18 protein-coding genes are annotated in these 20460 nt (G+C 67.6%); 9 read left to right on the forward strand and 9 right to left on the reverse strand.

Translation table 11 applies throughout. From position 1 onward, the window contains the following. Nucleotides 1–37: 37 nt before the first annotated feature. A complete protein-coding gene (locus PV396_RS40510; protein ID WP_319213342.1) occupies nt 38–592 on the reverse strand; it encodes an ATP-binding protein in 555 nt (184 codons plus the stop codon). Between the two features lie 156 nt (nt 593–748). On the opposite strand from PV396_RS40510, the gene PV396_RS40515 reads away from it, so the two are divergent. Genes PV396_RS40515 through PV396_RS40525 form a run of 3 tightly spaced genes read left to right on the forward strand, consistent with a single transcriptional unit; the run spans nt 749 to nt 2372 of the window. Continuing rightward, on the forward strand, nt 749–1624 hold the full coding sequence (locus PV396_RS40515; RefSeq protein ID WP_319213343.1) for a helix-turn-helix transcriptional regulator: 876 nt from the start codon (nt 749–751) through the stop codon (nt 1622–1624). Then, nucleotides 1621–1830 carry a DUF397 domain-containing protein gene (locus PV396_RS40520; protein WP_319213344.1) on the forward strand — a complete coding sequence of 70 codons (210 nt, stop codon included), beginning with the start codon at nt 1621–1623 and terminating at the stop codon, nt 1828–1830. The genes PV396_RS40515 and PV396_RS40520 overlap by 4 nt, the downstream gene beginning before the upstream one ends. Continuing rightward, nucleotides 1830–2372 carry a hypothetical protein gene (locus PV396_RS40525; RefSeq protein WP_319213345.1) on the forward strand — a complete coding sequence of 181 codons (543 nt, stop codon included), beginning with the start codon at nt 1830–1832 and terminating at the stop codon, nt 2370–2372. Before PV396_RS40520 ends, PV396_RS40525 begins: the two co-directional genes overlap by 1 nt. Before the next feature lie 146 nt (nt 2373–2518). Here the strand turns inward: PV396_RS40525 and PV396_RS40530 are convergent, their stop codons facing one another. Next, entirely contained in the window at nt 2519–2713 is a 195-nt protein-coding gene (locus tag PV396_RS40530; protein WP_006375723.1) for a hypothetical protein, read from the reverse strand. Between the two features lie 176 nt (nt 2714–2889). Between PV396_RS40530 and PV396_RS40535 the strand changes: the two genes are divergently transcribed. The 6 genes from PV396_RS40535 (at nt 2890) to PV396_RS40560 (ending at nt 11300) form a co-directional block, all read left to right on the forward strand. After that, nucleotides 2890–5046 (forward strand): S9 family peptidase, encoded by a 2157-nt coding sequence (locus tag PV396_RS40535; protein WP_319213346.1) that lies wholly within the window; start codon nt 2890–2892, stop codon nt 5044–5046. A 429-nt stretch (nt 5047–5475) separates the two neighbouring features. After that, nucleotides 5476–6468 carry an ABC transporter permease gene (locus PV396_RS40540; protein WP_319213419.1) on the forward strand — a complete coding sequence of 331 codons (993 nt, stop codon included), beginning with the start codon at nt 5476–5478 and terminating at the stop codon, nt 6466–6468. Between the two features lie 186 nt (nt 6469–6654). Beyond that, nucleotides 6655–8442: an ABC transporter substrate-binding protein gene (locus PV396_RS40545; protein ID WP_319213347.1), complete on the forward strand. Its 1788-nt coding sequence runs from the start codon at nt 6655–6657 to the stop codon at nt 8440–8442. A 160-nt stretch (nt 8443–8602) separates the two neighbouring features. Continuing rightward, nucleotides 8603–9586 carry an ABC transporter permease gene (locus PV396_RS40550; protein WP_319213348.1) on the forward strand — a complete coding sequence of 328 codons (984 nt, stop codon included), beginning with the start codon at nt 8603–8605 and terminating at the stop codon, nt 9584–9586. An 89-nt stretch (nt 9587–9675) separates the two neighbouring features. Next, nucleotides 9676–10686: an ABC transporter ATP-binding protein gene (locus PV396_RS40555; RefSeq protein ID WP_319213420.1), complete on the forward strand. Its 1011-nt coding sequence runs from the start codon at nt 9676–9678 to the stop codon at nt 10684–10686. 137 nt (nt 10687–10823) lie between these two features. After that, a complete protein-coding gene (locus tag PV396_RS40560) occupies nt 10824–11300 on the forward strand; it encodes a Uma2 family endonuclease (RefSeq protein ID WP_319213349.1) in 477 nt (158 codons plus the stop codon). Between the two features lie 13 nt (nt 11301–11313). On the opposite strand, the gene PV396_RS40565 is transcribed toward PV396_RS40560, so the two are convergent. The 7 genes from PV396_RS40565 to typA all read right to left on the reverse strand — a co-directional run bounded on the left by PV396_RS40565 (nt 11314) and on the right by typA (nt 20411). Then, complete coding sequence (locus PV396_RS40565) at nt 11314–11691, reverse strand: VOC family protein (RefSeq protein WP_319213350.1); 378 nt, start codon at nt 11689–11691, stop codon at nt 11314–11316. 133 nt (nt 11692–11824) lie between these two features. Continuing rightward, nucleotides 11825–12943: a dipeptide ABC transporter ATP-binding protein gene (locus tag PV396_RS40570; RefSeq protein ID WP_319213351.1), complete on the reverse strand. Its 1119-nt coding sequence runs from the start codon at nt 12941–12943 to the stop codon at nt 11825–11827. Between the two features lie 13 nt (nt 12944–12956). Next, nucleotides 12957–14018, reverse strand: coding sequence for an ABC transporter ATP-binding protein (locus PV396_RS40575; RefSeq protein ID WP_319213352.1), 1062 nt, complete (start codon nt 14016–14018; stop codon nt 12957–12959). 15 nt (nt 14019–14033) lie between these two features. Then, a complete protein-coding gene (locus PV396_RS40580; protein WP_319213353.1) occupies nt 14034–15011 on the reverse strand; it encodes an ABC transporter permease in 978 nt (325 codons plus the stop codon). A gap of 110 nt (nt 15012–15121) precedes the next feature. After that, entirely contained in the window at nt 15122–16915 is a 1794-nt protein-coding gene (locus PV396_RS40585; protein ID WP_319213354.1) for an ABC transporter substrate-binding protein, read from the reverse strand. A gap of 100 nt (nt 16916–17015) precedes the next feature. Then, nucleotides 17016–18062 (reverse strand): ABC transporter permease, encoded by a 1047-nt coding sequence (locus PV396_RS40590; protein ID WP_319213355.1) that lies wholly within the window; start codon nt 18060–18062, stop codon nt 17016–17018. A gap of 441 nt (nt 18063–18503) precedes the next feature. Beyond that, on the reverse strand, nt 18504–20411 hold the full coding sequence (gene typA, locus PV396_RS40595) for a translational GTPase TypA (RefSeq protein WP_319213356.1): 1908 nt from the start codon (nt 20409–20411) through the stop codon (nt 18504–18506). Nucleotides 20412–20460: the final 49 nt, after the last annotated feature.

Here is a 20460-nt window from a genome sequence, read left to right on the forward strand (position 1 = left end):
CACGATCTGGACCCTCGACAAGTCCTATCGTTCCAGGTCAGGAGCACTTCTCGCGTTTCTGATCAAGCCTCGGACAGCTCACCTCATGAAAGCCCGAGGTTAAAGGACCGCTGGTGGCACCGGAACTCGGGTCCCTGAGTCCCGGAACGGAAGAGTCCCGGGGCCCCTGCTCCAGGGCCATCTCGGCCCACACCGTTTTCCGCGGCCGTAGCCCCGGCCCCCACCCCCAGCGATCGGCAAGTGCCTCCACCAGCGCCAGGCCCCGCCCGGACTCCGCGTCGTCGGACGGAAGTTGGAGGTGAGGTGGAAGGTCCCCGCAGGTGTCGGTCACCTCGACGCGCAGGGTGTCGGCGATGACGTACATCGTGAGCCGGAAGTCGCGGCCCGGGACGCGTCCGTGGGTGACGGCGTTGGCCGCCAGTTCAGCCACGACCTGACGCGCGGGATCCACCGGCAGTCCCCAGGAGCGGAGTTGCTCGGCGGCGAGCAGCCGGGCCAGGCGGGCGCCTCGGGGCGTGGGCGACAGCCGGACGCTGAAGTTGCGGAAGAAGTCCTCGAGTCGGGCCTCGGGGGTGGCGGTTTCTTGGTTCACGTCACTCAGAGTGGCTGCGGATGCCTACCGTGATGTGTGACTTCGCCGTTGCGTACGGTGACTGTCCGGAGCTTGTCCGGTGGTGTCCGGGCTGTCGGGACGGGGTGCGCGGGTAGGGCGGGGGCAGTACGGCGCGGTACGACGGAGAGGCACGGCATGAGCGTGGACAGCGACGCGGGGCAGCTCAAGAGCGAGGCGGACGAGCCGGGTTGGGAGGTCGACCCGGACGACGAGTGGGGGGTGGCGGTCGTGGAGACCGTGGGGCGGCAGTTGAAGCTCCGCAGGGAGACGGTGGGGATGCGGGCAGCCGACTTCGGCAGGGCGCTCGGGTACGGCGAGGACATGGTCTACAAGATCGAGGGCGGGAAGCGGATCGCCAGGCCCGAGTATCTGGTGAAGGCGGACGAGATCCTGGAGGCGGACGGCTTGATCTCCGCCATGAACGAGGACTTGGAGAAGGTCCGGTACCCGAAGAAGGTGCGGGCCATCGCGAAGTTGGAAGCGAAGGCGGTGGAGATCGGGCTGTACCTGTGCAACAGCATCAGCGGACTGCTGCAGACGCCGGGGCACGCCAGGGCTGCAATCGAGGCGGCACAACCTCCGTACTCGGAAGGTGAAGTGGAGCGCATGGTGGCCGCGCGCCTCGCTCGACAGTCCATCTTCGAGCGGGACCCGGCGCCCGCGCTCGGGTTTGTGCTGGAGGAGGCTCTGCTCCGGCGACGACTCGGAGGCACAATGATGTGGCGACAGCAGCTCGAACGCCTGGCGGAAGTAGGCGGGCTGCGCAACGTCACACTTCAGGTGATGTCGATGGACTGCGAGATTCATTCCGGTCTGGACGGCAAGATCGAGGTGCTGAAGTTCGCGGACGGTACGGCGGTGGCGCGTTCTGATGGCGCGTTCAACGGCCGCCCCGTCTCCGATCCGAGGCAGCTCCGTATTCTTGAGCTGCGGTACGGGACCATCCGGGCTCAGGCCCTTCCACCGGGGGAGTCGATGGCCCTCATCGAACAACTGCTGGGAGAAACATGATCCTCAAGGCCTCCGCCAGGGACACCTCCGAACTGGCGTGGTTCAAGAGCAGCTACAGCGACGGAAACGACGGCGAGTCCTGCGTCGAGGTCGCAACCACCCCCGGCACCATCCACGTCCGAGACTCCAAGCACATAGAAACCGGCCCCCGTCTGCGCCTCACCCCCTCCGCCTGGGCCGGCTTCATCCCCTACGCGTCCAGGTGATGGGCGAGCGCAGCAGGGCGTTCAGGACCTGGGAAGGCTTCGCACTCGCCGGGGTGGTGATCGCCCTCGGGGCCGGTGCTGTCATGGCGCTGGGCCTGTGGAAGTGGTTCGTCCGGGCGACAGCGCCCGTGGTGCTCGACTGGCCCGGCGGGTCATGGGCGTTCGGGGTCGCCGCCGGGGTGATCGTGGCCCTCGGCTTTCTCGGCGCCCGGTGGTTCTCCGGACCGGCCTTCAGCGGGTCGCGGCTGCAACGGGCAGGGCACGAGCTCGGCACGGCGGTCTGCGCGGGAGCGGCATTCGCCGTACTGATGTACCTCCTCGCCTCGCTGCCCGGCAAGAACTGCCCGTCATACAGGGACGGTTGCGAGTACATCCCCGGGACGGGAAGTGCCCTCATCGCCTGCCTGGCCACCTCAGCGCTTCTGGGATGGGGCGGGTATCGCCTCCAGAACGCTCGGGCCGAGGAGCGCCAGGCACGTGAGCGTGAGCGCATGCGAAAGCTGCGCAAGAGGGGCAAAGGCAAGACACGTATGGCGCGATAGCCGCGACTCGAGAAGCGGGCGCCGCCGCACCGGACGGGCGTCCGGCGAGGCCCGGCTCCGGTCATGCACTCACCGGAGCCCACCAGAGCCCTCCGGGCCCTACCAGCAGCCCGTCCACCGCCACCGGCGCCGTTCAGCGCGCGCGGTCAGAACTTCAGGTCGCCGATCATGCCCGCGATGCTTGTCGTCAGGTCGCTGATCGTCGGGGCGAAGGTTGATGAGGCCATATAGAACCCCAGGAGCATGCACACCACCGCATGCCCTCCCTTGAGCCCCGACTTCTTGATCAGCAAGAAGACGATGATCGCCAGCAGCACGACCGCCGAAATCGAAAGTGCCACGGCGGCTCACCTCCAAGGGGCCCAGGGACGCGGGGGGTCGGACTATGGGGGCAGTAAATCCATACAGTGGCCAGCAGGTTCATACCCACTCGCCGTCAGTGATCATAACTATTCGCCCGCGCGCATCGGTCGGCGCACTGCCGCACAAGGGGGCGCATGGCCAATATGGTCGGGGCATGACGACCGAGCCTGTCTCCTTCCCCCGCCGGCACGCCCGCACCCAGCGATTCACGCTCGGCGCACCCCGCGCGTTCACCGTGGCGCCCGACGGTTCGCGGGTCGCCTATCTGCGGTCCTCCTCGGGTACCGACCGGGCGAACAAGCTGTGGGTGCTGGACCTTTCGGACGGCGGCGAGCGAAGCGAGATGGGGGTCCCCCCGGCCGAAGGCTGGGGGAGGGTCGCCGCCGATCCGTTCGCGCTCCTCGGTGGGGCCGACGAGACGCTGTCCCCCGAGGAGCGGGCGCGCCGGGAACGCAGTCGTGAGGGCAGTGCCGGGATCGTCGGCTATGCCACCGACTCGGCCGTCGAACTGGCCGCCTTCGCCTTGTCCGGGCGGCTTTTCGTGGCCGAGCTGCGAGCCGGGACGGTGAACGAGATCGCCACCCCGGGGCCCGTCATCGACCCCCGCCCCTCCCCCGACGGCCGGCTCGTCGCGTACGTCGCGGACGGCGCCCTGTATCTCACCGACCTCACCGGCGAGTGGGCCCGCGCACTCGCCGAGCCCGAGTCGGAGACGGTGACGTACGGGCTGGCCGAGTTCATCGCGGCCGAGGAGATGGCCCGGTCGCGGGGGTTCTGGTGGTCCCCCGAGTCCGACCGGCTGCTGGTCGCGCGGGCCGACGACGCGCCCGTGGACCGCTGGTGGATCGCCGATCCCGCGCATCCGGAACGGGAGCCGCAGCGGGTCGCGTATCCGGTGGCGGGCTCCCTGAACGCGGAGGTGCGGCTCTTCGTACTGACCCTTGAGGGTGTGCGCACCGAGGTGGTCTGGGACCGGGCGCGGTACCCGTATCTGGCGCGTGTGCACTGGTCAGGGGCGGGTGCGCCGCTGATCCTGGTGCAGTCGCGGGATCAGCGCGGGCAGCTTTTCCTGGCCGTCGACCCGGACACGGGGGCGACCCGGATGGTGCACGCGGAAGAAGATCCACATTGGCTGGATCTTTTCCCTGGCGTGCCCTGCTGGAGCCCCTCCGGACAGCTCGTGCGCATCTCCGACGAGGGTGGCGCCCGGGTGTTGGCGGTGGGTGAACGGCCCCTGACCGGCGCCCAGTTGCATGTCCGGGCGGTTCTGGACGTCTCGGCCGACGACGTGCTCGTCTCCGCGTCCGCAGGCATGGGGGCGAGCGGCAACAAGATCGGCGAAGTGCACGTCTATCGAGTGAACGAGCTCGGGTTGGAGCGCGTCTCGCAAGAGCCCGGCGTGCACTCGGCGGTTCGCGCCGGGGGCGTGACCGTGCTCGTGTCGGCGGTGCCGGACCGGCCGGGGGCCCAGGTGCAGGTGCTGCGCGACGGAAAGCCCGTGGCGACCGTCGCCTCGTACGCCGAAGACCCCGGTTTGTCCCCGCGCATGACACTCACAGAGGGGGGCGCACGCAGAATTCCATGCGCCCTGCTTATGCCGACCGACTACGACGGCGTCACTCCCCTCCCCGTCCTCATGGACCCCTACGGCGGTCCGCACGGCCCCCGCGTGGTCGCCGCGCACAACGCGCATCTGACCTCGCAGTGGTTCGCCGACCAGGGATTCGCGGTGATCGTCGCGGACGGCCGGGGAACCCCGGGGCGCTCGCCGGCCTGGGAAAAGGCGATCGACGGGGACCTCACCCTCTCGCTGGACGATCAGGTCGACGCCCTGCTGGACCTCGCCGAGCGCCACCCGCTCGATCTCTCCCGGGTGGCGATCCGGGGCTGGTCCTACGGCGGCTGGCTCGCGGGGTTGGCGGTCCTGCGGCGCCCTGACGTCTTCCACGCGGGTATCGCGGGGGCCCCGGTGACGGACTGGCGGCTGTACGACACGCACTACACGGAGCGGTACCTGGGCGACCCGGCCACGGCACCCGAGGCGTACGCGAACAGCTCACTGCTGACGGACGCCGGGCTGTCGTCACCCGCCGAGCCGCACCGGCCGCTGATGGTCGTACACGGCACCGCGGACGACAACGTCGTCTTCGCGCACGCCCTGCGGCTGTCCTCGGCCCTGCTGGCCGCGGGCCGCCCGCACGAGGTGCTCCCGCTGTCCGGTGTCACGCACATGACCCCGCAGGAACAGGTCGCGGAGAACCTGCTGCTGCTTCAAGTGGACTTCCTGAAGCGGGCGTTGGGGCTCGCGTAGGCCGTGGGCGCGGGTACGGCAACGGGCCGGGGCTACATGGCGAGCCCCGGCCCGTTTACGGCACCCGCACGGCCGTACGTTCCTCAGAGTGGCCCGTCCATATATCGAGATCGGGTCGGCCAAGTTGCCTGCGTGTAAACGCGGTTCGTGTGCCTTTGTACGGTTATCTGCATCCGTCGACAAGATCGTCCCGGATTTCGAGGCCACCTCGGCCTGCCGGGCTACCCTCCGAGCCCCCGCCGAGCCCTCTCCCCGCTTCTCTCCCGCTTTGGTCATGGCCGTCAAAAGCTGAACCAAGTGGCACACCACACCTGAGTCAAAGGGCAAAAGTCCAGATCAAAGGCGTCAACAAAACATTGACGGCGACCGAAGCGGCGCTGAAAAGTCCCCAATGTGACCTCGTCCATACCTTCCGCCACCGCACCCCAGGTGGCGGCCGATTCCGGTGCCGAACCGCCGGCGCCCACCGCGCCGGCCCGCGGCGGCACCGGCCGCTCGCCGGGCCGGATCGCCTGGCTGCGCTTCAGACGCGACCGGACCGGCGTCGTCTCGGCCGTCGTGGTCGTGCTGTTCTTCGGGGCGGGTATCGCCGCCCCCCTGATCGCCAAGCTCTACGGCAAGGACCCGTACACGACGTACGGCCAGAACGGCACCGGACTGCTCAACGAGTTCGGTTTCCCGATCCGGCCCAACGGCGGGATCAGCGGCGACTTCTGGTTCGGGGTCGAGCCCCAGCTCGGCCGGGACGTCTTCACCCTGCTGCTCTACGGCATCCGCAACTCGCTCCTCATCGCCACGGTGACGACCGGGCTGGTCACCCTGCTCGGCATCGCCGTCGGGCTCACCGCCGGCTATCTGGGCGGGCGGATCGACGGGTTCGTGGGCCGGGTCATCGACATCCTGCTGGCGTTCCCCTCCACCCTGTTCTTCATCGCCTTCTGGCCTGTGATGATCTCGGTCTTCGTGTCGCCGGAGGAGAACACCCCGACCTGGCTGACCGTCGTCAGCCTCATCTCCGTGATGACCGCGTTCGGCTGGGCGCCCATCGCCCGGCTGCTGCGCGGTGAGGTACTCGCCCTGCGCGAGCGGGAGTTCGTGGAGTCCGCCAAGGTCACCGGCGCCTCCCCGGCCCGGATCATCTTCAAGGAACTGCTGCCCAACCTGTGGACCCCGGTCCTCATCCAGGCGACTCTCGCGCTGCCCATGTACGTCACCACCGAGGCGGCGCTCGCCTTCCTCGGGGTCGGGCTCAGCGACCCCACGCCCGACTGGGGCGTGATGATCCAGCGCGGGGCGCAGGTCTACCAGAACGACATCACGTACATGCTCTTCCCCGGCCTCTCGATGGTCATCTTCGTCATCGCCTTCAACCTCCTCGGCGACTCCGTGCGCGACGCACTGGACCCGAAGACGAGGCGTTGACAGCAGCGCCGCCGTCATCGCACCTCACCGCACGAGACCCCCTCACCCCTCCGCACAGCACCCCCCACGGCACCGCACCCCGACGCCACACCCTCCGGCCCCGCACCGGCCCCGCCCAGGAAAAAACCGGATGCATCCGGAAACACCGGGAAACACCCCTTCTCCCTGATTCAGGCAGGACAACCCATGTCTCTCTCGCGCAGAAACTTCATCATCGCCACCTCGGTAGCCGCCGGCGGCTCCATGGTCCTGTCCGCGTGCAGCAGCGGTGGGGGAGGCGGCGGCGGCACCTCGGGCGGCGGTGACGCGGCCGGTACCGCCAAGTTCGCGGCGGTCAGCATCGGCACCAAGGAGGACTCCACGGGGCCCGCGCCGGAGATCCCCGGGGCGAAGAAGGGCGGCACGATCCGGCCGATCGGCCCGCAGGACTTCTCGCACCTCGACCCGCAGCGCATCTACTACTCCTGGAACTCCGAGGTCGGCAACCTCTACATCCGCTGCCTCACCGGCTACCGCATCGACGGCGGCGCGATGAAGCTGGTCGGCGACCTCGCCACCGACACCGGCACCATGTCAGACGGCGGCAAGACCTGGACCTTCACCCTGAAGGACGGGCTGAAGTGGGAAGACGGCAGCGAGCTGACCGTCGAGGACGTACGGCACGGCATCGAGCGCGGCTTCGCCAGCTTCACCACCGAGGGCGCCACCTACCTCCAGGCCGCGCTGACCGGCACCAACGACTTCCGCTCGGTCTACAAGGGCCCGTACAGCGGCAAGCACCTCGACTCGGTCGTCACGGACACCGCGAAGAAGACGATCACCTTCCACCTCAAGACGGCCCGCCCGGACCTCAACTGGACGCTGGCGATGCAGTCGTACGGAGCGGTGTCGGCCAAGCACGACACCAAGGAGAAGTACGACAAGGACCCCTTCTCCTGCGGCCCGTACCGGCTCAAGGCGCACTCCGTCGACAAGTCGCTGACGATGGTCCGCAACACCCACTGGGACCCGGCGACCGACCCGATCCGCAACGCCTACCCGGACTCGTTCGCCTTCGAGTTCGGACCCGAGGCGCTCCAGAGCACCGACCGGCTGATCGCGGACTCCGGGACCGACCAGTACGCGGTCATGGCGTACAGCGGGGTGCCGGCCGAGCGCATCCAGAAGGTGCTGACGACGCCCGCGCTGAAGAGCCGTACCGTCGACGGGCTGCTGACGGGCCTGTACTACTACGCCATCAACTGCAAGCGGATCACCGATCTGAAGGTCCGTCAGGCGCTGAACTACGCCTGGCCGTTGCAGCAGATCCGGACCATCTACGGCGGCCCGTCGGCCGGTGACTACGCGACCACGATCCTCGGGCCGGACATGGCGGGCCGGGTCAAGTTCGACATCTACGGCAAGCTGACGAAGCCGCAGGGCGACACCGCGAAGGCCAAGGCGCTGCTGAAGGAGGCCGGCAAGCTCGGCCAGAAGATCGTCTACACGTACCCGCAGGGCGGCAACGACGCCTACGAGAAGACGAAGGTCGTCATCGCCAATGCCCTGAAGGAGGCGGGCTTCGACCCGGTGGTCAAGCCGGTGGAGTCGACGAGCTACTACGACCAGGTCCAGCAGATCGACAACTCCTTCGACGTGATGTGGTTCGGCTGGTCCCCGGACTGGCCCACCGGCTACACCATGATCCAGCCGCTCTTCGACGGCCGGGTGATCGCCAACGGTGCGAACAACGTCTCGCAGTTGAAGGCGAGTTGGGTCGACGCGGCGATCGACAAGGCCGCCGCGCTCACGAGCCCGACGCAGGCGAACGCGGCGTGGGCGGCGCTGGACAAGGACATCATGGAGAAGGAGGCGCCGATCATTCCCGAGACGTATCAGCGGCGGTTCTATCTGTACGGGAGCAAGGTGGGGGGTACGGAGTACGACCCCCTCAACTCGTCGTTCGTTCTTTACAAGCTGTACGCGAAGGCATAGGCGGTTTTTTAGCTGCGGGCCGTGGGGGCTGGTCGCGCAGTTCCCCGCGCCCCTAGAGGGGGCCTGTCGGCCCCCAATCCCCGCACAACCCGACACCACCCCGGCACCGGTCCCGCCCACCAGGGACCGGTGTCGGGGTTCCGCCAGGGAATCGATCGCCATGTTCCGCTTCATCCTCCGCCGGACAGCCGGCGCGCTGATGATCCTCCTCGTCATCAGCGCGATCACCTTCGTCCTCTTCTACGTCGCCCCGCGCGACCCGGCCCGCAGCGCCTGCGGCAAGCTCTGCACCCCGGAGACGCTCGCGCTCGTCCGGCGCAACCTGGGCATCGACGACCCGCTGCCGGTGCAGTACTGGCACTGGCTGGCGGGCGTGTTCGTGGGCCGTGACTACGCCGGCCTCGGCCACTGCGCGGCGCCCTGCCTGGGCTACTCCTTCACCAACCACGAGCCGGTCCTCGGCCTGATCACCAACCGCTTCCCCACCACCCTGTCCCTCACCCTGGGCAGCACGGTGATCTTCGTGGTCCTCGGTGTGGGTACGGGCATGCTGGCCGCCGTGAAGCAGGGCCGGGCCCTGGACAAGATCGCGTCGTCGGTCTCGCTGATCGGCTCGTCACTGCAGATCTACATCGTCGGCGTGGTCGCCATGTACTACCTCTCCGACGAGTGGGGCATCCTCCCCCGCCCCCAGGACAGCGTCGGCTTCAGCCAGGACCCGGTGGCCTGGTTCAAGGGCCTGCTGCTGCCCTGGTTCGTCCTCGCGATCATCTTCACCGCCAACTACACCCGGATGACCCGCTCCCAGCTCGTGGAGACCCTCGCCGAGGACTACGTCCGTACGGCCCGTGCCAAGGGTCTGTCGCGGCGCACGGTGTTCTTCCGGTTCGCCTGGCGGGGCGCGATGGGCCCGATCGTCACGATCCTGGGCCTCGACATCGGGTATCTGCTCGGCGGCGCGATCATCACCGAGGAGACCTTCGGCCTGCACGGGATCGGCGCCCTGTCCATCAAGGCGGTACGGGACAACGACCTGCCGCTGCTGCTGGGGGTGGTCCTGGTGGCCGCGGCGGCGATCGTCGTGGCGAACATCGTGGTGGACGCGGTGTACGCGCTGATCGATCCGCGGATCAGGCTGGCGTAGGAACACGCCCGGTGACCTCAGAGGCTGAGCCGACCGCCACCGCCGCCAACACCCCTGCCCCCGCCCCCGCCCCTGCCCCTGCCCCTTTCCTGTCAGTACGGGACCTGAAGGTGCACTTCCCCACCGACGACGGCGTGGTGAGGGCGGTCGACGGCCTGTCCTTCGACGTGGGACGCGGCCGGACCCTGGGCATCGTCGGCGAGTCCGGCTCGGGCAAGTCGGTGACGAACCTGGCGATCCTGGGCCTGCACGACCGCACGCGCACGACGCTGGCCGGGGAAATCGTCCTGGACGGCAAGGAGTTGCTGACGGCTCGGGAACGGGAGCTGGAGAGGCTGCGCGGCAGCAGGATGGCGATGATCTTCCAGGACGCGCTGGCGTCCCTGTCGCCGTACCACACGGTGGGCCGGCAGATCGCGGAGACGTACGCCAGGCACACGGGCGCGTCCCGGAGGGAGTCCAGGGCGCGGGCGGTGGAGTTGCTGCGGCGGGTGGGCATACCGCAGCCGCAGCTCCGCGCCGACGACTATCCCCACCAGTTCTCCGGCGGCATGCGCCAGCGGGCGATGATCGCCATGGCGTTGGTCTGCGACCCGCAGCTCCTCATCGCCGACGAGCCGACCACCTCCCTGGACGTCACGGTCCAGGCCCAGATCATGGACCTGCTGAAGGACCTCCAGCAGGAGTTCGGCACGTCGATCGTCTTCATCACGCACGACCTCGGCGTCATCTCCCGTATGGCGGACGACATCCTGGTGATGTACGCGGGCCGGGCGGTGGAACACGGCACCCGCGCCGAGGTACTGAGGACGCCTGAACACCCGTACACCTGGGGCCTGTTGGGCTCCATGCCGACCCTCACCGCCCCGGTGGACATTCCCCTCTCCCCGATCCCGGGCACACCCCCGTCCCTCCTGGACCCCCTCCCGGGCTGCCGCTTCGAACCCCGCTGCGCCTTCACGGAACAGGTCCCGGAGGGCCACTGCGCGACCCGCCGCCCCCATCTCCCCCGCACCCCGGCCCACGGCGCGGCCTGCCATCTGACACGGGCGCAGCGCGGGGAGTTCTACATGGACTACGTGGGCGCGGACGCGAGGTGACACGAAGAGCCTGATCGCTACTCTCCGGACATGGACTACGCGAAGATGCCGCGCTCGCCGAGAAGCTGACGGCCTACGCCGAGTCGCTCGACGGAACCTGGAAGGTCGAGATCGGCTCTTCGGGCCCCTTCCTGGCCATGGTCAGCCCGTCGAAGCGTCACCAGGGCACGGTCCGGCGCATCCGCGAACAACTCGATGCCCAGCTGCCGGACACACACCCTGGCTACGTCTGCGCCAACGGCCCCGAGATCGAGCACCCGGCGACAGGCCGCATGCGCCGCCCGGATGCCGTCGTCATCCCCGAGGACGTGCTCGACGAAGAGGGACTCGCCGTCGACGCGACCCAGGTGCTGGCGGTCATCGAGATCGTCTCGCCGTCCAATGCGCACAACGATCACGGCGAGAAGCTCGCCGAGTATCCCGCCATGGGCATCGCCCACTACCTGATCGTCGATCCCCGCACGGGCACCATCCAGGTGCACTCCGACCCGTGCAAGAGCCGCTACCAGCAGAAGGACCCCTACATTTTCGGCGACTCGGTACCGGTCGGCCCCTGGAAGGTGGAAACCCACGCGTTCCGCCGCTACGGGAAGGCCGGGAACGACCCGAACTGAACGCCACCGACGGTCAGCCCAGGTCGCCGCGCTCCACGCAGAACTCGTTGTCCTCCGGGTCTGCCATCAGGACCCAGCCGCTGCCGTCGGGGCGACGGTGGTCCGCGACCACGCGGGCGCCGAGGGAGACCACCCGCTCCACCTCCTCGTCCCGGGTGCGGCCGTGCGGTCGCAGGTCGAGATGGAGGCGGTTCTTCACCGACTTGCCCTCCGGTACCCGGATGAACAGGATCCTCGGACCGCCGTCCGGGTCGTCGATCAGCGCCTCCGGGTCGCCGGGCTTGTCGTCGTCGGCCAGGGGGCGGCCGAACACCGCGCTCCAGAACAGGCCGAGGTCGTAGGGGTCACCGGTGGTGTCGAAGGTGATGCTGTGGATCGTGGAGAAGGACAACCTGGCCTCCGGGCCGTGTGAGGGATACCGCGTGTGAGGGTTTCTCTTCCGTGCCCGTATGTCGAACGAATAAAGCCGGGGGTGAGGAGCTGCGGCTCCTCACCCCCGGCCGGTGTCACGCGTGCTCGGGACCTCAGTCCTCCGTGGCGTCCGCCTCCAGCGCCTTGAGCGCCGGGTCCAGGACGACGTCCGCGTCGCGGGCCTCCGTCGTCGGGTCCTCCGGGAAGTGGCAGGCCGTCAGGTGGCCCTCACGGTTGCCGGAGATCTGGACCAGCGGGGGCTCCTCGCTCGCGCACTTGTCCTGCGCCTTCCAGCAGCGCGTACGGAAGCGACAGCCCGACGGCGGGTGTATCGGCGAGGGGACGTCACCGGCGAGGCGGATGCGCTCGCGGGCGTCCGTCTCGTCGTCCATCGCCACCTCGGGGACGGCGGACAGCAGGGCGTGGGTGTACGGGTGACGCGGGCGGTTGTAGATCGAGTCCCGGTCGCCCACCTCGACGATCTTGCCGAGGTACATCACCGCGACGCGCTGCGAGAAGTGCCGCACGATCGCCAGGTCGTGGGCGATGAACAGGAACGCGATGCCCATCTCCTCCTGGACCTTCTTGAGGAGGTTCACCACCTGGGCCTGGATGGAGACGTCCAGCGCGGAGACCGGCTCGTCCGCCACGATCAGCTTCGGCTGCAGGGCGAGCGCGCGGGCCACGCCGATGCGCTGGCGCTGGCCGCCGGAGAACTCGTGCGGGAAGCGGTTGTAGTGCTCGGGGTTGAGCCCGACCAGCTCAAGCAGCTCCCGGACCTTCTTCTCCCGGCCGCCCGCCGGCTCGATCCCGTTGACCTCCATCGGCGACTTGATGATCGTGCCGACGGTCTGGCGCGGGTTCAGGGAGCTGTACGGGTCCTGGAAGATCATCTGGATCTCGGAGCGGACCGGCGCGAGCTGCCTGCGCGAGGCGTGCGTGATGTCCTGGCCGGCGTACGTGATCTTGCCGCCGGTCGGCTCCAGGAGCCGGGTGATGAGCCGGCCCGCGGTCGACTTGCCGCAGCCGGACTCGCCCACCATGCCGACGCTCTCGGCGACACCGATGCTCAGATCGATGCCGTCGACCGCCTGCACGGCGCCGACCCTCCGCTTGATCGGGAAGCCGCCGTAGATCGGGAAGTGCTTGGTGAGGCCCTCGATCTTGAGCAGTTCCTCGGTCGACGTACCGGTGGAACCCTGCTGGGTGGGGAGGGTGAGGTTGTCGCTCATGTCTCGGTGCTCCCTAGCGCAGCCGGGGCTGGATCTTGTCGATGAAGATGGTCTGCTTCTGCTCCGCCGACAGGTGGCACGCGGCGGCGCGCCCGTCCCCCAGCGAGGGCCGTACGTCGGTGCAGAGGCTGCCCGACACCTCGCCGGTGAAGGCGCAGCGCGGGTGGAAGGGGCAGCCCGAGGGCGGGTTGAGCAGCGAGGGCGGCGAGCCGGGGATCGGCATCAGCGCCTCGTTGATGTCACCGTCCAGGCGCGGCATGGAGCTGAGGAGACCCCAGGCGTACGGGTGCTGCGGCGAGCGGAGGACTTCCTTCACGGTGCCGCGCTCCACGGCCCGGCCGGCGTACATCACCAGCAGGTCGTCGGCCATGTTGGAGATGACGCCGAGGTCGTGCGTGATGAAGATGATCGCGGAGCCGAACTCCTGCTGGAGGTCCTTGAGCAGGTCCAGGATCTGGGCCTGCACCGTCACATCCAGCGCGGTGGTGGGCTCGTCGGCGATCAGCAGGTCGGGGTCGCACATCAGCGCCATGGCGATCATCGCGCGCTGGCGCATACCGCCGGAGAACTGGTGGGGGTAGTCGTCGAAGCGCGTCTTGGGCTGTGGGATGCCGACCTTCTCCAGCATCTGCACGGCCCGGTCCTTGGCCTCCTTCTTGGAGGCGCCGGTGTGCTTCATGAACGGCTCGGACAGCTGGCGGCCCACCGTGTAGTACGGGGAGAGCGCGGTCAGCGGGTCCTGGAAGATCATCGCCATCTTGTTGCCGCGGAGCTGCTCGAGCTCCTTCTCCGTGGCGGTGACGAGCTCCTTGCCGTCGAGGACGATCTCGCCGTCGACGGTCGTGCTCATCGGGTTGTGCAGACCGAGGATCGTCAGGTTCGTGACGGACTTGCCCGATCCGGACTCGCCCACGATGCCCAGGGTCTTGCCGCGCTCGACGTCGAAGGAGAGCCCGTCGACCGCCTTGACGATGCCGTCCTCGGTGGAGAACTGCACCTTGAGATCGCGGACCGAGAGGAAGCTGTCCGGACCGGTCGGGGCCGGTGCGCCCTCGGGCTTGGTCAGTGTGGTCACGGTGGTTCGTTCTTCCTAGGAGAGCCGGACGCGCGGGTCGATATAGGCGTACACGATGTCGGTAAGAATGTTCAGGATCAGGATGAAGAAGGCCCCGAACAGCATGACGCCCATCGTCAGCGGGAGGTCCTTGGTGACCGCGCCGTTCACGGCGAGGCGGCCGATTCCCTGGAGGGAGAAGGTCAGTTCGGTGACGACACCGCCGCCGAGCAGGCCGCTGATGTCGATGCCGAGCACGGTGACGATCGGGATCAGCGAACCGCGCCAGGCGTAGCGGAAGAAGACGTACTTCTGTGACATGCCCTTGGCGCGGGCGGTGCGGACGTGTTCCTCGGCGAGCTGCTCGATCATCGAGGCGCGCGCCATACGCGTGTACTGCGCGGTGAAGATGGTGGCCATGACGACCATCGGGATGGACAGTCCGACGAGCCAGCCGACCGGGTCCTCGGTGAACGGCACGTACTTGGGGTCTTCCATCCAGCCGGTCTGGTAGACGAGGACCGTCAGCGCGATCGGGCCGAGGAAGTAGATCTGGAACGAGCTGAGCACCATGGACGAACCGGTGGCGACCTTGTCGACCATGGAGCCGCGCTTGTAGGCGGCGAGCATGCCCGCGCCGATGCCCACGAACAGGAAGACGACCAGCGCGCCGAGCGTCAGCGACAGGGTCAGCGGGAAGCGGTCCATGATCGTGTTCCACACGAACTCGCCCGAGTAGAACGACTGCCCGAGGCACGGGGCGGAGCAGTGACCGGTGGGGAAGTCACGGCCCATCACGATGCCGGACATGAAGTCCCAGAACTGCTGGTGGATCGGCAGATTGAGTCCGAGTGCCGTACGGATCTCGTCGAGTCTCGTGGGCGAGCAGTCCTTGCCACAGGCCAGTGAAGCGTAGTCGGAGGGCGCGGCGACGAACAGGAAGAACGTGGCCGCACCGATCAGGAACAGGGTGACGACGGCACCGACCGTGCGCCGGATGATGAACTGAAACATGGCGGGAGGGCTGCTCTCTGCGGAGACGGTGAAAACGGTGTGGGGCAGGTTCACGGAACCGCGGGGGTGCGCTCCGCCTGGTGCGCACCCCCGCGATCAGCCGTACAGAGTTACGACTTCAGGAACAGCTGGGTGACGTCGATGTAGCTCGACTCGGCGCTGTAGCGGGCGCCGCCGATGTTCGAACCGAAGAGCTGGAGCTGCTTGGTGTACCAGAGCGGGGCGCTCGGGACGACCTTCTCCATGATGTAGTGGTGAGCTTCCCGCCATGTCACAGCGGCCTCGGTCGGCTGCTGGGTCAGGGCCTTCTTGATGAGCTTCTGGACCTCGGGGTCGTTGATGTGCGAGTAGTTCGGCGACCCGTCGGCGACCTGGTCACCGTCGTAGACCGGCGTGACGACCGTGGCCGGCGACGGCCAGTCCTGGCCCCAGCCGTTGATGTAGATGTCGTACGGGTTCTTGAGCTTGGCGACCTGCTCGCTGTAGCTCGCGGCGTCGACCTCCTTGGCCACGACGTCGATGCCGATCTTGGTCAGCGCGTCCACGATGGCGACCTTGCGCTTCTGGCCGGCCTCGCTGTTGGCGTACGCGAAGACGAGCTTCTTCTCCGCGGCCGGAACGTCCTTGAGGAGTTCCTTGGCCTTCGTGATGTTGCCCTGGGGCGCCTTCAGACGGCCGTACGGGTCGTAGTCGGGCTCGTAGCCCGGCAGCGTCGGGGCGAACAGGTTCGGGGCGACGTCACCACCGTACGCACCGCCCTCACCGGCGATGAGCGACTTGGAGTTCACGCCGTAGGCGACCGCCTCGCGGACCGCCTTGTTCTTGACCCGGTCCAGGTTGAAGTTCAGCACCATGACGTAGGGCTGGTAGCCCTTGATCGTGCGCTTGTTGACAGCGGCGTTGCCGACGACGTCCTGGATCTGGGTGGACTCGACGGAGCCGGTGAGCTGGATGGCGTTCTTCGAGGCGCCCTGGTCGGCGATCAGACGGCTCGTCTGCGTCGACTCGGTGACACCGAAGTCGAAGTTGAAGCCGTCCACGTACTGGTGACGCACCGAGTCGGTCTTCGGGTCCCAGTTCTCGTTCTTGACGAGCTTCATGGACTTGCCGGCCTTGTACTCGGCGATCTTGTACGGACCGGACGAGACCGGAGCCGTGTCGTACTTCGCCTTCGTGTCGGTCTTCTCCGGGACGACGGTGTAACCCGGCATGGCCAGCGTCTGCGGAAGGTCCGGCTGCGGCGCCGCGAAGTGGAAGATGACGGTCTTCGGGTCCGGGGTGTCCAGGACCGAGGCCGGCAGGTGCTTGGAACCGAAGCCGCCGTCCGGCAGCGCCTTGCGGTACTTCGGGCCGCTCAGCCAGGTCTGGAGATAGGTCGGGCCGTCGAAGATGAACTCCGCGTACTGGCGCTCGACCGTGTGACGGATGTCGGCGGACGTGATCACGTTGCCGTTCTGGTCCTTCACGCCGTCCTTCAGCGTGTACGTCCAGGTCTTGCCGCCGTCCGAGGACTTGCCGGAGTCGGTCGCGAGGTCACCGACGACGGAGGTGTTGCCCTTGCCGTCTTCCTGGAAGTTGGTCAGACCGCGGAAGAGCAGGTTGGCCATCTGGCCGGCGTCCGAGACGTAGATCTGGCCCGGGTCCAGGTGGGTGAGGCCCTGCTCCTGGTAGACCTCGATGGTGCCGCCGGACTTGGCGCCGGGCACTTCCTTGGCAGGGCCGGTCGACGCGGCCGCGTCGCCGTAGACGACGGGCTTCGACTGGACGGAGGCCTCGGCCTGGTCCTTCTTGGAGTCCTTGTTGGTGCTACCGCCCTTGTTCTCGGAGCAGCCGGTGAGCACGAGTGAGCCGGTCGCGATGACGACCATGATGGCTCGCGCTCTGCGCGAGGTGAACGACTTCATGTGGCTAAAGCACCTACCTGTCGGTTGTTATCCATGAGTACTGCCTGACGCGGCCGGTAGGCCGACGCGGGGGCGGCAGTCACCCCCCACCAATGGACGATCAGCGCCCGGACTTGGGGTCGAAGGCATCCCGGACGGAGTCTCCGAGGAGGTTGAAGCACAGGACGAAGATCACCAGTGCTGTGCCCGGGAAGAACATGAATGCCGGGTCCTGCTTGGCATAGTCGGAGGCGGCGGCGAACAGCCGCCCCCAGTCCGGGGTCGGTTCGACGAACCCGACACCGGCGAAGGAAAGGAACGCGATGGTGAGAATGGTGCTGGGCAACTGGTACGTGAACTGCACCAGGATCGGCGAGACGACGTTCGGCAGGATCTCCTTGCGGATGATCCGCCAGGGCGAGGCCCCGGAGACCTTGGCCGCCTCCACGAACTCCCGTTCGCGCAGGGACAGCACCGTGGACCGCACCAGTCGTGACATGCCCATCCAGCCCAGCAGCCACAGCACGAGAAGGATCGCCAGCGCGCGGAAGTAGGTGGGGGTCTCTTCCTGCGGGTCGACGAAGAACGCGGTGACCACCGGCATGAACGCGATGAAGAAAAGCTGTGAGGGGAAGGACAGGAAGAAGTCCGTGACCCGGCCGATCCAGTAGTCGGTACGACCGCCGAAGTAGCCGCCGACGAGACCGATGACGATGCCGCTGACCATGAGCAGAATGGTCACGCCCAGTGCCATGAACAGCGAGGTCCGCATGCCGTACACGACCATGGCGAACAAGTCACGCCCGTACTGCGGCTCCACACCGAACCAGTGGGTCCCCGAGACACCGCCGAAGTAGCCCAGCGGCAACCCGAACTCGTCAAGGACCGGAGTGTCCGCGTACGTGGGGTCCTGGCCGTACAGCGTGTACGGGTTGGTCCCGCTCAGCTTCGTGAGCAGGGGTGCCGCGAGCGCGATCACGAAGTAGAAAATCACTACGCAAGCGCAGATCACACCGGTACGGTCGCGCTTGAAGCGCTGCCACATCAACTGCCCCGGGGAACGACCCTCGAGCTTCTTCGGGCCCTTGGCGGGCTCGGTGTTCGTATCGAGCTCGGGGTCCAAGGCGATCGAGGGCCCGGAGCCTTCAGCCTTGGCTGGACTGGTCATGTGTGTTCTTCCCCCGGGGGGTTGGAGAGTTGAGCGCAGCACAGATACCGGCGGGTTCTGTGGTTTGGGGGAACTTTCGCCAAGTAAGTCAACGCGCGTCAAGGCCGGAAGGCATAGGGATCTCCCTACCGTCCATATTTTGAGCAAAAATTGCAAAGACTGACACCTGCGCGCGCTTGACACGTTGGAAAGCATATCGACTAAACGGACATATAGGGTTCGGTTTCTGTTTACATGTCCGAAACTTGATCGTTGGTTCACCGGTATCCGAACAGCCTTGCACAGCGCACGGACAGGGACGCCGACAGGACGGCGACCGGGGGACGAACCCGTTTCCGTCCGGGCAACGCGGACATGCCGAAGGCCCGGCGCCCCACAAGGTGGGGGCCGGGTTCTCCTGACGTCACATCAGCGACCGCTCAGCGGACGGTCAGCGGCCGATCAGCCGTGCTTGGCGCGGCTGGCGGTACGGGCGCGATCGCGGGCGTCCAGGACCACCTTGCGGATGCGAACCGCCTCCGGGGTGACCTCCACGCACTCGTCGTCGCGGCAGAACTCCAGGGACTGCTCCAGGGAGAGCTTGCGCGGCGGGACGATCGCCTCGAACGAGTCGGCCGAGGACGACCGCATGTTCGTGAGCTTCTTCTCCTTGGTGATGTTCACGTCCATGTCGTCGGAGCGCGAGTTCTCGCCGACGATCATGCCCTCGTACACCTCGGTGCCGGGGTCGGTGAACAGCACACCGCGCTCCTGGAGGTTCGTCATCGCGAACGCGGTGACGGCGCCGGACCGGTCGGCCACCAGCGAACCGTTGTTACGGGTCGCCAGCACGCCGAACCAGGGCTCGTGGCCCTCGTGGATGGAGTGCGCGATACCGGTGCCGCGCGTGCCCGTCAGGAACTCCGTACGGAAGCCGATGAGCCCGCGGGAGGGCACGACGAACTCCATGCGGACCCAACCGGAGCCGTGGTTGGACATGTTGTCCATCCGGCCCTTGCGGACGCCCATGAGCTGCGTGACCGCGCCCATGTGCTCCTCGGGCACGTCGATCGTCATGCGCTCGACGGGCTCGTGGACCTTGCCGTCGATCTCCTGGGTGACCACCTGCGGCTTGCCGATGGTCAGCTCGAAGCCCTCGCGGCGCATCTGCTCGACCAGGATGGCGAGCGCCAGCTCACCACGGCCCTGGACCTCCCAGGCGTCGGGACGCTCGGTGTCGAGGACGCGCAGCGAGACGTTACCGATCAGCTCGCGGTCCAGACGGTCCTTGACCTGACGGGCGGTGACCTTGCGGTCCTTGACGGCGGCCTTGTTGTCCGCGCCCTTGCCGGTGGCACCGCGGCCGACCATCGGCGAGGTGTTCGTACCGATGGTCATGGAGATCGCCGGCTCGTCGACCGTGATGAGCGGCAGCGCGATCGGGTTCTCGGTGTCGGCGAGGGTCTCACCGATCATGATGTCCGGGATACCGGCGACGGCGCAGATGTCGCCCGGGCCGGCCATCTCGGCGGGCTTGCGGGTGAGCGCCTCGGTCATCAGCAGCTCGGTGATGCGGACGTTGGACATCGTGCCGTCACGCTTGATCCAGGTGACGGTCTGGCCCTTGCGCAGCTCGCCCTGCTCGACGCGGAGCAGCGCGATACGGCCGAGGAAGTTGTCGGCGTCCAGGTTGGTGACGTGCGCCTGGAGCGGGGCCTCCTCGTCGTACGAGGGGGCCGGGACGTGCGACAGGATCGTGGAGAAGAACGGCTCCAGGCTGTTGCTGTCGGCCGGGACGGTGCCGTCCTCCGGCTTGGTCAGCGAGGCGACACCGTCACGCGCACACGCGTAGACGATGGGGAACTCGATCTGCTCCTCGTCCGCGTCCAGGTCCAGGAAGAGGTCGTAGGTCTCGTTGACGACCTCGTCGATCCGGGAGTCCGGGCGGTCCGTCTTGTTGATGCACAGGATGACCGGCAGACGCTGCTGGAGCGCCTTGCGCAGCACGAACCGGGTCTGCGGCAACGGCCCCTCGGAGGCGTCGACGAGCAGGACCACGGCGTCCACCATCGACAGACCGCGTTCGACCTCGCCACCGAAGTCGGCGTGGCCCGGGGTGTCGATGATGTTGATGGTGATGACGTCCCCCCCGTCCTTCGGGTGGTACTTCACCGCCGTGTTCTTGGCGAGGATCGTGATGCCCTTCTCACGCTCCAGGTCGTTCGAGTCCATCATGCGGTCGTCGAGCGACTCGGCGGCGTGCGCGGCGAAGGCACCGGCCTGCTTCAGCATGGCGTCGACGAGTGTCGTCTTCCCGTGGTCGACGTGGGCGACGATGGCGACGTTGCGGATGTCGTGGCGCGTGGCCATATTGCGGCGTACTCCCGGCTTGAGTGGATGGCCTGCGCGTACGTCAGTG

The organism is Streptomyces sp. ME02-8801-2C (assembly GCF_033793965.1).
Taxonomy (GTDB): Bacteria; Actinomycetota; Actinomycetes; order Streptomycetales; family Streptomycetaceae; genus Streptomyces.